We start from the raw sequence: 14736 nt of genomic DNA, 5'->3' as shown, positions 1-14736 counted from the left end.
CCATGTCGAGGGCTGGCCGCGAGTGCCGCCAGCGTGGCCGGCCACGCTAAACCAGAACAAGCTCGCGCGCCAACCATTGCGCCAGGCGCGCGGCGCGGCCGTCCTGCACCCGCCCGGGCACCCACAGGGCCAGGCGCGCGGGGGTTTCGACGAACCCCCAGGGGGCGACCAGGCGCCCGGCCGCCAGGTCGTCGGCCACCAGCGGCTGCGGCGCGATGGCCACGCCGAGGCCGGCGGCGGCGGCCTCCAGCAGGTAATAGAGGTGCTCGAAGCCCTGGCCCTGGCGCAACCTGGCCGGGTCGAGGCCCTGCGCCCGGGCCCACTGCGGCCAGGCCTGCGGCCGCGAGGCGGTGTGCAGCAGCGGCTCGCCGAGCAGGCTGACGGCCGGCGCGCCCTGCAGGCGCGGGTAGTGCTGATAGCGCGGGCTGAGCACCGGACCTATACGTTCCACCTCGAGTTCGAGCACCCGCATGTCCGCCGGCCAGGGCGGCGCGGCGAAGCACAGGGTGGCGTCCACCCCGGGGCGGCGCGGGTCCAGCTCGCCCTCGCTGGCCGACAGCTGCAGCCTCAGCTCCGGCAGCTCGCGATTGAGCCGGTCCAGGCGCGGAATGAACCAGCGTGCCAGCAGGCTGCCGGGACAGCCGAGGACGAATGGCGCATCGCTCTGGCGCTGTTTCAGCTCGGCACAGACAACGCGCAGCCGCTCGAAGGCATCGGAGGAGGCATCGCGCAGGCGCAGGCCGGCATCGGTGAGTTTCACACCGCGGCCATCCTTGTCGAACAGGGTCACCCCGAGCTGTTCTTCCAGCGCACGAATCTGCCGGCTCACCGCACCGTGGGTCACATGCAGTTCCTTAGCCGCCTTGCTAACGCTGTGCAGGCGGGCGGCGGCCTCGAAGGCGCGCAGGGCGTTCAGGGGGGGCAGTTCTCGGCTCATCGAATATGTGACTTTTACTGACAGGTATCGGCAATCTAATCGCTTTTCCGCCGAGCGGCCAGGGGTAGAATGGCGGCCATGTCCTTCTCCCGCCGGGAGAAGCTGGCCGCAGGCCGGACGAGCAATTGTCCCCTGCCGAGCCGCCCCTCACCCCCAGCCCCTCTCCCGATGGGAGAGGGGTGAGAACAGCAGGAGCATGCCCATGACTTCACTTCGCACCGGCCCGGACGCTACCGGCCTGTTCGGCAACTTCGGCGGCCAGTACGTCGCCGAGACCCTGATGCCGCTGATCCACGACCTCGCCGCCGAGTACGAGAAGGCCAAGGCCGATCCGCAATTCGCCGAGGAACTGGCCTACTTCCAGCGCGACTACGTCGGCCGCCCGAGCCCGCTGTACTTCGCCGAGCGCCTGACCGAGCACTGCGGCGGCGCCAAGATCTATCTGAAGCGCGAGGAGCTGAACCACACCGGCGCGCACAAGATCAACAACTGCATCGGCCAGATCCTGCTGGCCAAGCGCATGGGCAAGCAGCGCATCATCGCCGAGACCGGCGCCGGCATGCACGGCGTGGCCACCGCCACCGTGGCCGCGCGCTTCGGCATGGAGTGCGTGGTGTACATGGGCACCACCGACATCGACCGGCAGCAGGCCAACGTGTTCCGCATGAAGCTGCTGGGCGCCACCGTGATCCCGGTCACCGCCGGCACCGGCACCCTCAAGGATGCGATGAACGAGGCGCTGCGCGACTGGGTGACCAACGTGCACAACACCTTCTACCTGATCGGCACCGTCGCCGGCCCGCACCCCTACCCGGCGATGGTGCGCGACTTCCAGGCGGTGATCGGCAAGGAGACCCGCGAACAGCTGCAGGACAAGGAGGGCCGCCTGCCGGACTCCCTGGTCGCCTGCATCGGCGGCGGCTCCAACGCCATGGGCCTGTTCCATCCCTTCCTCGACGACGCCGGCGTGCAGATCGTCGGCGTCGAGGCGGCCGGCCACGGCATCGAGACCGGCAAACACGCGGCCAGCCTCAACGGCGGCGTACCGGGCGTGCTGCACGGCAACCGCACCTTCCTGCTGCAGGACGAGGACGGCCAGATCATCGACGCCCACTCCATCTCCGCCGGCCTCGACTACCCGGGCATCGGCCCCGAGCACGCCTGGCTGCACGATATCGGCCGGGTGGAATACTGCTCGATCACCGACGACGAGGCGCTGGAAGCCTTCCACACCTGCTGCCGCCTGGAAGGCATCATCCCGGCCCTGGAGAGCTCGCATGCCCTGGCCGAGGCCTTCAAGCGCGCGCCCAAGCTGCCCAAGGATCACCTGATGGTGATCAACCTGTCCGGCCGTGGCGACAAGGACATGCAGACCGTGATGCACCATATGCAACAGAATCAGGAGAAGCACTGATGAGCCGCCTGCAGACCCGCTTCGCCGAGCTGAAACAGCAGAACCGCGCCGCCCTGGTGACCTTCGTCACCGGCGGTGACCCGGATTACGCGACCTCCCTGGCCATCCTCAAGGGCCTGCCGGGTGCTGGCGCCGACGTGATCGAGCTGGGCATGCCCTTCACCGATCCGATGGCCGACGGCCCGGCCATCCAGCTGGCCAATATCCGCGCGCTGAACAACAAGCAGACCCTGGCCAAGACCCTGCAGATGGTCCGCGAATTCCGCGCAGGCGATGCCAGCACCCCGCTGGTGCTGATGGGCTACTTCAACCCCATCCACCATTACGGCGTGGACAGGTTCATCGCCGACGCCCAGGAGGCCGGCGTGGACGGCCTGATCGTGGTCGACCTGCCGCCCGAGCATAACGCCGACCTGTGCGTCCCGGCCCAGGCCGCCGGCCTCGACTTCATCCGCCTGACCACCCCGACCACCGACGATCGGCGCCTGCCGACCGTTCTCAACGGCAGCTCGGGCTTCGTCTACTACGTCTCGGTGGCCGGGGTGACCGGCGCCAACGCCGCCACCCTGGAACATGTGGAGGAGGCCCACGCGCGCCTGCGCCGCCACACCGAGCTGCCGGTATGCATCGGCTTCGGCATCCGCACTCCACAGCACGCCGCCGACGTGGCGCGCCGTGCCGAAGGCGTGGTGGTCGGCTCGGCGCTGGTCGAGCAGATCGCCAAGGCCGACAGCCCGCAGCAGGCCATCGACGGCGTGCTCGGCCTGTGCGCCCAGCTGGCCGAGGGCGTGCGCGGCGCACGCCGCTGAACACGCCCGTCCGGAGGGGCGCCCGGCCCTTCCGGACGAACGACCTGGCGGGCCGCCGGCGGCCTGGCTAGGTTCTAGGGGGAAAGCTCCGGCAGCCTGTCCGCACTTGCGCGTGTGAGCGCCGGGAGCAGGAGTCAGCCCATGGCCGAAGACCTCTCGCCCCTCGAATTCACCCTGGAACCCCTGCCGCAGGCGCCCACCCAGGCTCCCGCACGCAAGGCCAGCTTCCAGATCGACACCCGCGACCACCAGCACGGCGACCGTCGCAAGGGCGGCGAGCGTCGTCAGACCATCCGCTTCGAGGCGGACCGCCGCAGCGGCAAGGACCGCCGACCGGTCAGTGCCGGCTGGGACAAGGGCATAGATATCTGAGCAGGCGCAGCGGGCCTCAGCGCAGCCTGTCGACCATCTCCGCCAGCACGCTCAGCACGGCGTGAGCCAGGCGCTTGGAGCGCGCGCCGTTCCAGCCGGTGCGCGGCTGCGGGTTGTCGTCGTGGTCCTTGAACGGCATCTCGATGGTGAAGGCCAGGCAGTCGTGGGTCTGCCCGACCCAGTTGCAGGCCAGCGCCAGGTTGGCCTGGCCCGGGGCATCCAGCGGGTAGCCGTGTTCCACCTGGAACTCGCCGGCGGCCATCAGGCGGCGGCGGAACTCCTGTTCCAGGGCATCCAGACGCGGGGTGAAGCCGGGGTTGCCCTCGCAGCCGGCGGCGAACACGTGGGGGATCTCCTCGTCGCCGTGGATGTCGAGGAAGCAGTCGACGCCGATGGCGGCCATCCGCTCCTGGACGAACAGCACCTCCGGGCTGCGCTCGGCCGAGGGCGCCTGCCAGGCGCGGTTGAGGTCCTGGCCGGCGGCGTTGGTGCGCAGGTTGCCGAGGAAGGCGCCGTCCGGGTTCATGTTAGGCACCAGGTACAGATCGGCCTGGGCCAGCAGCCGCTGCAGTTCGCCATCCGGTTGAGCGAGCCTTTCGATCAACCCCTCCATAAACCATTCGGCCATATGCTCGCCCGGGTGCTGCTGGGCGATCAGCCACAGCCTGCGCGGCGCCGCGGCCGTGCCGCGCACCTGCAGCAGCGGTAACTCGCGGCCCTGCAGACTGCTGCCGCAGGCGAGCAGTTCGACATTCGGCAATGCCAGGGCGCGCGTCAGCAACCGGGCATGGCGGGCGCGGGAGTAGGGCTCGAAGTAGGCGAAACGGGCCGATCCGCGCTCGGCCTGCAACTCGAAGTGCAGGCCGCCCTCGTCGTAACGGGTCGGTACGCGGAACCAGTCGTCCCCGTCGTAACTGGCCAGCGCCTGGTAACCGCTCCAGGCGTTCTTGTAGCTGGACTGCGGCGCGTTCTCCAGACTGAAGCGATGCACCTGGCCGGGCACCAGGCCCTCGGCGAGGAAGTGGAACCACTGGAAGTGCTCGCTGGCGAAGTCCTTGCGAATCGCCAGGCGCACCCGGCTCGGGTCGCTGGCGTCCAGCACCTGGATATTGCCGCTGTCGAAGTCGCTGCGAATCTGCATGCTCTGGCCCCGAAGGTGAAAGTCGGCAGGATAGCCTCGCAACCGCCTGCACGCATGCGCGCAACCGGCCCATGTCGCATTGGTGCAACTAATCCCGGGTGGGCTGGGCGAAAAACTGACCGAACGGTCTTGGCCTTGTGAATTTTCTTGTGTATTTTTTCATGAAATCGACAAGAACAAATTTCACGAGGCCCTCATGTTCAAGCAATCCGCCCAGCATATAGGCACCTACTACGCCGGTACCTACGGCCAGATTCCCCTGCGCCAGCACCTGCAGGAGTCCATCGACTGCGACGTGATCATCGTCGGCGGTGGCTTTAGCGGCCTGCACACCGGCCTGCGCCTGACCATGGCCGGCAAGAAGGTGGTGATAGTCGAAGCCAGCCGCCTGGCCTGGGCCGCCTCCGGGCGCAACGGCGGCCAGGCGCTGCCGGGCTGGTCCTGCGACATGCCGCCGTTGGAGAAGGCCCTCGGCCTGGAACGCGCCAAGCGCCTGTGGGACAGCATGGTCTGGGCCGCCGACGAGATGCGCGAGCTGCCCGGCCGGCATGGCTTCGACATCGACTACCGCACCGGCGCGATCTACACCGCCGTGCTGCCGCGCCGGGTGCGCCTGCTGCAGGAGAACCTGGAGGAGGCCGAGCAGAAGTACGGCTACCGCCAACTGAGCTTTATCCCCAAAGAAGAGTTGCCGGAGTGGATCGCCAGCCCGCGCTACCTGGCCGCCCTGCATGACGCCGGCGCCGCCCACCTCAACCCGCTGAAACTGGCCCAGGGCCTGGCCGCGACCATAGAGGCCAACGGCGGGCGCATCTTCGAGCAGAGCAAGGCCCTCGACTGGCAGGAAACCAGCGACGGCTACCGCGTGCGCACGGAGAAGGGCGAGGTGCGCGGCCAGGTGCTGGTGCTGGCCTGCAACGCCTATGTCGACGGCCTCGACCGCGAACTGGCGCGGCGCCTGCTGCCGGTCGGCTCCTACCAGGTGGCCACCGCGCCGCTCGACCCCGAACTGGCGCGCTCGCTGTTCCCCCAGGGCACCTGCGCCATCGACAACCAGTTCGTGCCCGACTATTTCCGCGTCACCCCGGACAGCCGCCTGCTGTTCGGCGGCGGCTGCACCTACCTGGGCGGCATCCCCAAGGACGTGCCGGCCGCCACCAGGCCCTATCTGGAGCGGGTGTTCCCGCAGCTGCGCGGGGTGCGGATCGACTACGGCTGGGGCGGGCATATCGACTGCACCATGCACCGCACCCCGGACGTCGGCCGCCAGGGGCAGAAGTACTGGCTGCAGGGCTTCTCCGGCCACGGCATCCTGCCGACCCTGGCCGCCGCCCGCGCGGTCAGCGACGCCATTCTCGGCGACGCCGAGCTGCTCGGCCTGTACCAGGGCCTGAACAACCCGCGCTTCCCCGGCGGCGACCTGCTGGCCGCGCCGATCGAGGCGGTGGGCAAGGCCTGGTACCGGCTGCGCGATCTCTTTTAACCCCCTCTCCCCTCGGGAGAGGGGCCGGGGGTGAGGGCCGAGTGGCCTGCCAATCCCTCACCCCAGCCCACTCCCATAGGGAGAGGGAGCAGCGCGGAGGAATCCTCAGCTTGGACAAGCAAGACGAAATCGAAGGCCTGGCGATCCTGCTGCGCGACCTGCGCAAGCACAAGAACGTCACCCTGGGCGAACTGGCCGAGCGCATCGGCCGCTCGGTGGGCTTCCTGTCCCAGGTCGAGCGCGGCCTGTCGCGCCCGACCGTGGCCGACCTCACTGCCATCAGCGAGGCGCTGGGCGTGCCGACCACCTACTTCTACAACCCCGGCAAGCCGCGCGCGGTGCGCTGGGTGACCCGTCCGGACGAGCGCCGCACCCTGTACTACGCCGGCGGCATCACCGACGTGCTGGCCTCGCCCGGCATGGCCGGCGGCTTCGCCATGCTGGAGAGCTTCCTCGAACCCGGTGCGACCAGCGGCGAGGGGCATCTGAACGACAGCTCGGAGCAGGGCGGTTTCGTCCTCGAAGGCGAACTGACGGTGTGGTACGGCGAAGGCGCCGAACCGGTCACCCTCGGCCCGCGCGACAGCTTCCAACTACCCCCGCACGCCCGCTTCCGCTACGCCAATCTCACCGATCGGCCCACACGCGTCTTGTGGGTCTTCACCTGAACCCTGCAGATATCGCCATGACAACAACAAGATTCCCCGACCTGCTCAGCGAAGTGCGCGCCTTCCGCGCCGCCCACCCCGACGTGCGCTACGTCGAACTGATCTGCCTGGACATCCCCGGGCACTTTTACGGCAAGCGCTACCCCCTCGACATGCTGGAGAAGGTCGCCGCCGGCGGCCCGCTCAAGCTGCCGCAGAACTGCGTGCTGCTCGGCGCCCAGGGCGGCCTGCACCCGATCGGCGACTACTGCTTCCACGACGGCGACCCGGACGCGCCGCGCCGCCTGATCCCCGGCACGCTCAAGCCGGTGCGCTGGGAGAACCAGCCGCTGGGGCAGATGCTGATCAGCTCCGACGGCACCGAGGCGCCCATCGAGTTCGAGCCGCGCGAGGTGCTGGCCCAGGTGCTGGGGCGCCTGCAGGCCAAGGGCATCCGCCCGGTGGTGGCCTTCGAGCTGGAGTTCTACCTGTTCGACCGCAAGCTGCACAACGGCCTGCCGCAGTTCCCCCGCGACCCACTGACCGGGGACGAGGACGACCAGCCGAACATGCATATCGAACGCCTGACGCGCTTCTCCGACGTGCTGCACGAGATGGTCGAGGCCGCCCAGGAACAGGGCGTGGACGCCAACGTGATCACCGCCGAGCTCGGCCCCGGCCAGTTCGAGATCAACTTCGCCCACTGCGCCGACGGCCTGCACGCCGCCGACCAGGCCGCCCTGTTCTGCCGCAGCACCCGTGGCGTGGCGATGCAACACGGTTATCGCGCCAGCTTTATGAGCAAGCCCTACCTGGACGCGCCGGGCAGCGGCATGCATGTGCATGTCAGCCTGTACGACGAGAGCGGGCGCAACCTGCTCGACGGCGATGGCCAGCGCCCGCTGCGCCACGCCGTGGCCGGCTGCCTGGAGCTGCTGCCGCACTGCATGCCGATCTTCGCGCCCAACCACAACGCCTTCCGCCGCTACGGCGCCATGGTCAACTCAGCGAGCAAGGCCAGCTGGGGCTTCGAGGACCGCGACGCGTGCATCCGCATCCCCGAATCGGACGGCAAGAACCTGCGCATCGAGCACCGCCTGGCCGGCGCCGACGCCAATCCCTACCTGGTGCTGGCCGCCATCCTCAGCGGCATGGAGCACGGTCTGGAACAGCGCCTGGAGCCCATAGCCCCGCTCAACGAAGACCGCGCCAGCGGCATCGACTTCCCCAAGGACATGCTCACCGCCGTGGCGCAGATGGAGAGCCACGAGGTGGTCAGGGACAAGCTCGGCGGCGAGTTCGTCTTCGTCTACTGCGAGAACAAGCGCCACGACCATCTGGACTTCATGAACGAGGTCAGCGCGCGGGAGTATCGCTGGTTCCTCTGAGGTAGCTTCGTAGGATGGGGGAGGAGCGCAGCTCCGATTCCCATCGGCAGAGTGATGGGTATCGCCTGCGGCTCCACCCATCCTACGTCATGCGCCAGGCCCACCTGGCCTAGACTGCGGCGAGGACATGCAAGGGAATGCAGCCCATGACCGCCTACCGACGCGACCGCACCCCGGGTGCCACCTGGTTCTTCACCCTCAATCTGGCAGATCGAAGCCAGTCCCTGTTGACCGACAGCATCGATCTGCTGCGCGCCAGCTTCCGCCAGACCATGAACCGGCATCCCTGGCAGATTGACGCCATAGTCGTGCTGCCCGATCACTTGCATGCTCTGTGTACCCTGCCGCCAGGCGATGTCGACTTCGCCCTGCGCTGGCGCTTGATCAAGACCGAATTCTCCAGGGCCTTGCCATGTACCGAGCACAGATCGCCTAGCCGGCAGAGCAAGGGGGAGCGCGGGATCTGGCAACGTCGCTACTGGGAACACCGCATTCGTGACGAGAAGGACTTCGGCCAGCACGTCGATTACATCCACCACAATCCGCGCAAGCATGGCTATGTGCAGTGTGTCGCCGACTGGCCCTGGTCGTCCTTTCACCGTTATGTCCAAGCCGGCCTGTTACCGGAGGAGTGGGCGGGCGAGGATGAACCACTCCTGCAGGCGGGCGAGTAGCCCTACGTAGGATGGGTGGAGCCGCAGGCGATACCCATCAGTCCAGGCACCGCCGACGGGTAGCGGAGCTGCGCTCCACCACCCATCCTACTGCGCCATGTCCCTATTGCGCCGCCTGCATGCTGCGCGCGCGCTCGGCCTGCTTGTGCTTCTTGTAGGCCAGCGCCGCCGGCGCCACCGGGGTCACCTGGCCGGTTTCCACCCAGCGCTTGAGACGATTGGCGTCGGCCATATGGGTGTACTTGCCGAAGGCGTCCAGCACCACGAAGGCCACCGGCTTGCCGGCCATCTGGGTGCGCATCACCAGGCAGTGGCCGGCGGCGTTGGTGAAGCCGGTCTTGGTCAGCTGGATGCTCCAGTTGGCCTTGTGCACCAGGCCGTTGGTGTTGCGGAAGCCCAGGCTGTAGCGCGGCTTAGCGAACTGCTGGACGTGCTCGCGGGTGCTGCTGAACTGGCCGATCAGCGGGTATTGGCCGGCGGCCTTGAGCTGCTTGAGCAGGTCGTTGGCGGTGGAGACGTTGCCCTCGGACAGGCCGGTCGGATCGCGATAGCGGGTGCGGCTCATGCCCAGGGCGCGGGCCCTGGCGTTCATCGCCGCGATGAAGGCCGGCACACCGCCCGGGTAGTGGTGGGCCAGGCTGGCGGCGGCGCGATTCTCCGAGCTCATCAGGGTCAGCAGCAGCATGTCGCGGCGGCTCAGCTGGCTGCCGATGCGCACGCGCGAGTAGATGCCGCGCATTTCCGGCACGTCGCGGATCACCACGTCGAGCTGCTGGTCCAGCGGCAGCTTGGCGTCCAGCACCACCATGGCGGTCATCAGCTTGGTCACCGAGGCGATCGGCACCTGCAGGTCGGGGTTGCTGGAGTAGAGGATCTGGTTGCTGTTGAGGTCGACCAGCAGGGCGCTGCCGGAGGCCAGTTCCTGGGTCTTGGGAGCGGCCAGGGCGGGGCCGGACAACAGGCCGCACAACAGCAGGCCGAGCAGGGAGGGGAATAGTTTCACGACTAGGGCATCCGCGGGCTGATGAGTGACAAGCCAAGCGGTCCCTGCCGGCGCGCGGCAGTATACGCAAGCCTCCTGGGCCGCGCCCTGCCTTTCTCAGCTTAGTCCGGACTCGCCGCGCCTGTCGGCAGCAGCGACGGATCGCTCTGGCGTAGATGCTGCTGCAACTGCTCCAGTTGCTCCAGCGCCTGGTTGGCCTCGGCCAGCTCGGCCGCGCTGCGTTCGCCACTTTGCGCGGCCTGGTCGATGCGTTCGCGGATATGCGGGATCTGCTGCAGGCCCAGGGTCCAGGCCTGCACCTCGCGGCGCTGGCCGGCGTCCTCGAAGGCCGCGTACTGCTTCGGGTCGGCCAGCTGCGCCGGGGTGGCGGCCGGGCGCGGGCGCAGGCCGCCGGCCGGCGGTTGACGACGCTCGCCCTGTTCGGCCGCCTCGCGCATCAGCGCTTGCGCCTGCTCGACCGTCAGCGCCTCTTCCGCCAGCGGCGGCCGAGCCGGCGCGGCACCGGACGGTGCGGCTGCCAGCGGCTGGTGGCTGGGCGCCGGCACGGGCACTGGGGTGGACGGCGGCGGGGGCGCAATGCTGTCCCGCGGCACGGCAGCAGGCGGTACGGCCACGGCGGCGTCGGCCGGCGCCTCGCCGAACTGCAATTGCGCCCAGACGCCCAGGGCCACCGCCAGGCCGCCCAGGGCCAGTTGCAGCCTCATAGCCCGCGCACCTCGGCCTTGGCCAGCAGAGCGGCCAGGCGCGCCTCGAACTGGCTGGCCAGTTGCTGGCGCGCCACCGCCTGGTTGACCTCGTAGCGCACACTCGGGTCGCTCAGCGGCAGCTGGCGATCCTCGCGGCTGCGCACGCGGATGATCTCGAAGCCGCGCTCGCCGCGCAGCGGCTGCGACAGGCTGTCGGCCTTCTGGATCAGCGCCGCCTTGCGGGCGAAGTCCAGCCCAGGCTGGTCCGGGCGGATCGGCCCGAGGTCGCCCGGCGGGGTGCGCTGGCGATCCTCGGCCAGCGAATGGCGGCGCACCGCCTCGTCGAAGTCCAGGCCGGCCTGCAGCTCGGCGTACACGCGGTCGGCGCTGGCCTGGTCGGCCAGCAGGATATGCGCGGCCTGCACCGCGGCGACGTTGCGGTACTGGCGCAGGTTGGCCCGGTAGTAGGCCTCGGCGTCGGCGTCGCTGACTTTGGCCGCCAGGGCGCGCAGGCTCTCGGTCTCGTGGTGGAAGTCGCTGTACAGGCCGATCTGGTGCAGGTAGCGGTGGCGTACCAGCTTGTCGCGCACCAGCAGGCGCAGCCCCTCCTGCTCGGCGGCACCATAGCCGGCGCGGCCCAGCTGGTACCAGAGGTAGTCGCGCCGCGCGTACTCGGCGACCAGCTCGGCCATGCGCGCCAGGTTGCCCTGCTGCAGTTCGACCTGGTCCTGCACGTTGCTGCCCTCGTACAGCTGCAGCAGGTCCAGCCGGCGTGGCGGCGCGCCCGGGAACTGCCAGCCGATCAGCTCGACGGCCGCCGCGGCGCTACGCTGGTCCGGGGCCAGCAGCAGGCTGTTCTGCACCAGCCGCCCGGGCGCTGGCGCCAGTGCCGCGCGCAGGCGCTCGGCGCCGAGCCCACGGGGTTCGCGCAGGAAGGGACGCACGTCCTGGTCGAAGCCGCGACCATGCACCTGGTCGATCAGGTTGGCCGCCTCGATCTCCACCTGGGCATCCAGGTCCTGCAGATTCGCCGGGCTCAGCTCGGCCTCCACCGCGCGGGCCAGCAGGCGGTTTTCCACCACGCCGCGGCGCAGGGCGGCCGGCGCGGTGTTGAATTTGACCCGGGTCAGGGCCTGCTGCAGCAGCTCGACACTGCGCCCGGGAATGATCTCGTCGTCGATCCGCAGGTCCGCCGCCGCGCCTGCCGACAGGCTGAAGCCTGCCAGCAGGGCGAACAGCAGCGCGCGGCCGAGCTCAGATACCCGACTGGCCATGGAAGTGGTTGGCTCCCTTGGTCAGCACGGTCACGGTCAGGGCGATGGACTCGGGGATCAGCTGGCGGGCGATGCTCAGGCGGCCGGCGTAGCTGGTGTCATACAGGGGTTCCGGGTGCTGGTAGGCGACCTGGGCGGTCTGCGTGAGCAGGTCGCGCAGCGGCCGGGCCGTATTGTACTGGCCGACCAGGTTGGCCACCGCCACCGGGTCGTTGAGGCGCTCGCGGGCGTAGTGGTCGTTGACCCAGCCTTCCCAGCTGGAGTGGCCGTTGGCCGAGGTGATCCAGGCATGGTGCGGCTGCGCCACGTCGCCGGTGGCGTGCAGGGCGAAGCCGATGGTCTGCAGCGAGGGCGCGGCCTTGAACTGCTCGAACCAGTAGTTGGCCAGGTTGTCGATCGGCTGGAAGGCGGCGGTCTGGAAGTCGCCGTAGTGCTTCTGCCAGTCGGAGCGGCTGCCCTGGCGGTAGTGCGCCTCGGTGCTGTCGAAGTCGCTCTTCTTCAGCTCGCGGTTGTACAGGTAGACCATGGCGTACCAGTCGACGTCGGACACCCCGCCATCGACCTTGTGGTAGCGGTAGTCGTAGCCGCCGTGGTCGTTGCCGTGGTCGTCGCCCACGCGGCCCATGTTGATGAAGTGCCAGTAGGAGGTGTAGTTGACGATGGAGGCGGCGGCGCCCCATAGCGGCGCATGCTCGTAGCCGACCCACCAGCCACCCAGGCGGGTGTCCTTGAAGTCGTCGACGTCGTAGGCGGCCTGGCCGAGGATCTCGCCGGCGGCGGCCTCGGAACCGGCGGCGCCGACATAGAACTGGTAGGCCCGGCGCATCTCCGCCGTGGCATGGGCCGAGTTCATGAAGGCCAGGGCGTCCTTGACGATGTTCTTGTGGGTGGGTTGCGACCAGGCGGCGGCGTTTTGGGCCGCGCACAGCAGGCCTAGACCAGCGAGGATCAGAGACGGTTTATGCATGATGGGCGCTCGGTATTGTTGTTGGAGTGGCGCAGTATGTTCGGCCCGCATAACGGCAATGTTGCAGGCTGACGAGGGAATATAGCGGGATTATGAAGAATTTCTTCGTTGGACTAGACCAATACCGATCTAGCCCAACATTTGGCGGATATGCCCCAGCACCGGGGCGCCGTCCGGGCGCACCCCACGCCACAGCAGGAAGGCCTCGGCGGCCTGCTCCACCAGCATGCCCAGGCCGTCGATGCAGCGCGCCGCACCCTGTTCAGAGGCCCAGCGGTTGAAGGCGGTCGCCTCCTTGCCGTACATCATGTCGTAGCAGACCGTGTGACCGGGGCGGATCAGGCTCGGCGAAATCGGCGGCAGCTCGCCGGCCAGGCTGGCCGAGGTACCGTTGATGATCAGGTCGACCGGCTCGTTGAGCCAGTCGAACCCGCTAGCGGCCAGCGGGCCCAGGTCGGCGAATTCCTGGGCCAGCTGCTCGGCCTTCTCCACCGTGCGATTGGCGATGGTCAAGCTCTGCGGGCGCTCGGCCAGCAGCGGCTCCAGCACACCGCGCACGGCGCCGCCGGCGCCGAGCAGAAGGATGCGTTTGCCGCTCAGATCGAGGCCGGCATTTACCTTGAGGTCGCGCACCAGGCCGGCGCCGTCGGTGTTGTCGCCGAGCAGGCGGCCGTCATCGAGCTTCTTCAGGGTGTTCACCGCGCCGGCGCGGCGGGCGCGCTCGGTAAGCTCATCGGCCAGACGATAGGCCTGTTCCTTGAACGGCACGGTGACATTGCCGCCACGGCCCTCGCCGAAGAAGGCACGGGCATAGCCGGCGAAATCGTCCAGCGGCGCCAGCAGGGCCTCGTAGCTCATGTCCTGGCCGGTCTGCGCGGCGAACAGGCCGTGGATCAGCGGCGACTTGCTGTGGCCGATGGGGTTGCCGAATACGCCGTAGCGGTCCATGGGAGTCCTCAGTTGTAAGCTGCAAGCCTCGAGCTGCAGGCGTGGTTGCTTATGGCTTGCCGCTTGCGGCTTGGGGCTGCTCTGTCAGCCAGTCGCGATCCTGCAGGAAATACTCGGTCAGGCGCGCCTCTTCGCTGCCCGGTTCGGGCTTCCAGTCGTAGCCCCAGCGCACCTGCGGCGGCAGCGACATGAGGATCGACTCGGTGCGCCCGCCGGACTGCAGGCCGAACAGGGTGCCGCGGTCGAACACCAGGTTGAACTCGACGTAGCGGCCGCGACGGTAGGCCTGGAACTCGCGTTGCTGCTCGCTGAAGGGCGTGGCCTTGCGTCGCTGCACGATCGGCAGGTAGGCCTGGAGATAGGCGTCGCCGATGGCGCGCAGGAAGGCGAAGCTGGTGTCGAAGTCCCACTGGTTGAGGTCGTCGAAGAACAGCCCGCCGATGCCGCGCGGCTCGCCGCGGTGCTTGAGGTGAAAGTAACGGTCGCACCATGCCTTGAACTTGGGATAGACCTCGGCGCCGAACGGCGCGCAGGCGTCACGGGCGACCCGGTGCCAGTGCACACAGTCTTCCTCGACGGCGTAGTAGGGGGTCAGGTCGAAGCCGCCGCCGAACCACCAGACCGGCTCCTCGCCGGCCTTCTCGGCGCTGAAGAAGCGCACGTTGGCGTGCGAGGTGGGCACGTGCGGGTTCTCCGGGTGGATCACCAGCGACACGCCCATGGCCTCGAAACCGCGCCCGGCCAGCTCCGGGCGGTGGGCGCTGGCCGACGGCGGCAGGCTGTCGCCGAACACATGGGAGAAGTTGACCCCGCCCTTCTCGATCAGCGCGCCGTTCTCGATCACCCGCGTGCGACCGCCGCCACCGGCGGGCCGCTCCCAGCTGTCCTCGAAGAAGCGGGCACCGCCGTCCTCGGCTTCGAGGGCGGCGCAGATGCGGTCCTGCAGGTCGAGCAGGTAGGCCTTCACGGCCTGGGTACGTTCACTCACGGCAT

General features: G+C 68.8%; 15 protein-coding genes. 7 read left to right on the top strand and 8 right to left on the bottom strand.

What is annotated here, in order from left to right:
- Nucleotides 1-46: 46 nt before the first annotated feature.
- Nucleotides 47-937 carry a LysR family transcriptional regulator gene (locus AAFN46_RS12835; protein WP_347809086.1) on the bottom strand — a complete coding sequence of 297 codons (891 nt, stop codon included), beginning with the start codon at nt 935-937 and terminating at the stop codon, nt 47-49.
- 202 nt (nt 938-1139) lie between these two features.
- Between AAFN46_RS12835 and trpB the strand changes: the two genes are divergently transcribed.
- The 3 genes from trpB (at nt 1140) to AAFN46_RS12820 (ending at nt 3532) form a co-directional block, all read left to right on the top strand.
- Nucleotides 1140-2351 carry a tryptophan synthase subunit beta gene (trpB, locus tag AAFN46_RS12830; RefSeq protein ID WP_347809085.1) on the top strand — a complete coding sequence of 404 codons (1212 nt, stop codon included), beginning with the start codon at nt 1140-1142 and terminating at the stop codon, nt 2349-2351.
- Nucleotides 2351-3160, top strand: coding sequence for a tryptophan synthase subunit alpha (gene trpA / locus AAFN46_RS12825; RefSeq protein WP_347809084.1), 810 nt, complete (start codon nt 2351-2353; stop codon nt 3158-3160). Before trpB ends, trpA begins: the two co-directional genes overlap by 1 nt.
- 141 nt (nt 3161-3301) lie before the next feature.
- On the top strand, nt 3302-3532 hold the full coding sequence (locus tag AAFN46_RS12820) for a hypothetical protein (RefSeq protein ID WP_347809083.1): 231 nt from the start codon (nt 3302-3304) through the stop codon (nt 3530-3532).
- Nucleotides 3533-3548: 16 nt separating this feature from the next.
- Here AAFN46_RS12820 and AAFN46_RS12815 read toward each other — a convergent pair whose 3' ends face one another.
- Complete coding sequence (locus AAFN46_RS12815) at nt 3549-4673, bottom strand: M14-type cytosolic carboxypeptidase (RefSeq protein WP_347809082.1); 1125 nt, start codon at nt 4671-4673, stop codon at nt 3549-3551.
- Nucleotides 4674-4869: 196 nt separating this feature from the next.
- Here AAFN46_RS12815 and AAFN46_RS12810 point away from each other — a divergent pair, with 196 nt between their 5' ends.
- From AAFN46_RS12810 to AAFN46_RS12795, 4 genes are all read left to right on the top strand, one after another.
- Nucleotides 4870-6156, top strand: a complete 1287-nt coding sequence (locus AAFN46_RS12810) for an FAD-binding oxidoreductase (protein WP_347809081.1) — start codon at nt 4870-4872, stop codon at nt 6154-6156.
- A gap of 110 nt (nt 6157-6266) precedes the next feature.
- Complete coding sequence (locus AAFN46_RS12805; RefSeq protein WP_347809080.1) at nt 6267-6824, top strand: XRE family transcriptional regulator; 558 nt, start codon at nt 6267-6269, stop codon at nt 6822-6824.
- A gap of 17 nt (nt 6825-6841) precedes the next feature.
- A complete protein-coding gene (locus AAFN46_RS12800) occupies nt 6842-8191 on the top strand; it encodes a glutamine synthetase family protein (protein ID WP_347809079.1) in 1350 nt (449 codons plus the stop codon).
- A gap of 146 nt (nt 8192-8337) precedes the next feature.
- Nucleotides 8338-8865, top strand: coding sequence for a transposase (locus tag AAFN46_RS12795; RefSeq protein ID WP_347809078.1), 528 nt, complete (start codon nt 8338-8340; stop codon nt 8863-8865).
- Between the two features lie 103 nt (nt 8866-8968).
- On the opposite strand, the gene pbpG is transcribed toward AAFN46_RS12795, so the two are convergent.
- The 6 genes from pbpG to hemF all read right to left on the bottom strand — a co-directional run bounded on the left by pbpG (nt 8969) and on the right by hemF (nt 14731).
- Nucleotides 8969-9841: a D-alanyl-D-alanine endopeptidase gene (gene pbpG, locus AAFN46_RS12790; protein WP_347809215.1), complete on the bottom strand. Its 873-nt coding sequence runs from the start codon at nt 9839-9841 to the stop codon at nt 8969-8971.
- A 128-nt stretch (nt 9842-9969) separates the two neighbouring features.
- Nucleotides 9970-10572 carry a hypothetical protein gene (locus tag AAFN46_RS12785; RefSeq protein WP_347809077.1) on the bottom strand — a complete coding sequence of 201 codons (603 nt, stop codon included), beginning with the start codon at nt 10570-10572 and terminating at the stop codon, nt 9970-9972.
- A complete protein-coding gene (locus AAFN46_RS12780; protein ID WP_347809076.1) occupies nt 10569-11828 on the bottom strand; it encodes a peptidylprolyl isomerase in 1260 nt (419 codons plus the stop codon). Before AAFN46_RS12780 ends, AAFN46_RS12785 begins: the two co-directional genes overlap by 4 nt.
- The gene (locus AAFN46_RS12775) at nt 11809-12795 is read right to left on the bottom strand and encodes a hypothetical protein (RefSeq protein ID WP_347809075.1); all 987 of its coding nucleotides are present in this window, start codon (nt 12793-12795) and stop codon (nt 11809-11811) included. Before AAFN46_RS12775 ends, AAFN46_RS12780 begins: the two co-directional genes overlap by 20 nt.
- A 129-nt stretch (nt 12796-12924) precedes the next feature.
- A complete protein-coding gene (aroE, locus tag AAFN46_RS12770; RefSeq protein ID WP_347809074.1) occupies nt 12925-13743 on the bottom strand; it encodes a shikimate dehydrogenase in 819 nt (272 codons plus the stop codon).
- Between the two features lie 49 nt (nt 13744-13792).
- A complete protein-coding gene (hemF, locus tag AAFN46_RS12765) occupies nt 13793-14731 on the bottom strand; it encodes an oxygen-dependent coproporphyrinogen oxidase (protein WP_347809073.1) in 939 nt (312 codons plus the stop codon).
- Between the last annotated feature and the right edge of the window lie 5 nt (nt 14732-14736).

This window comes from Pseudomonas sp. CAU 1711, assembly GCF_039888625.1.
In the GTDB taxonomy this organism is placed as follows: Bacteria; Pseudomonadota; Gammaproteobacteria; order Pseudomonadales; family Pseudomonadaceae; genus Aquipseudomonas.
The sequence above is the reverse complement of the archived record's forward strand: the minus strand, read 5'-3'. Positions and strand labels throughout refer to the sequence as shown.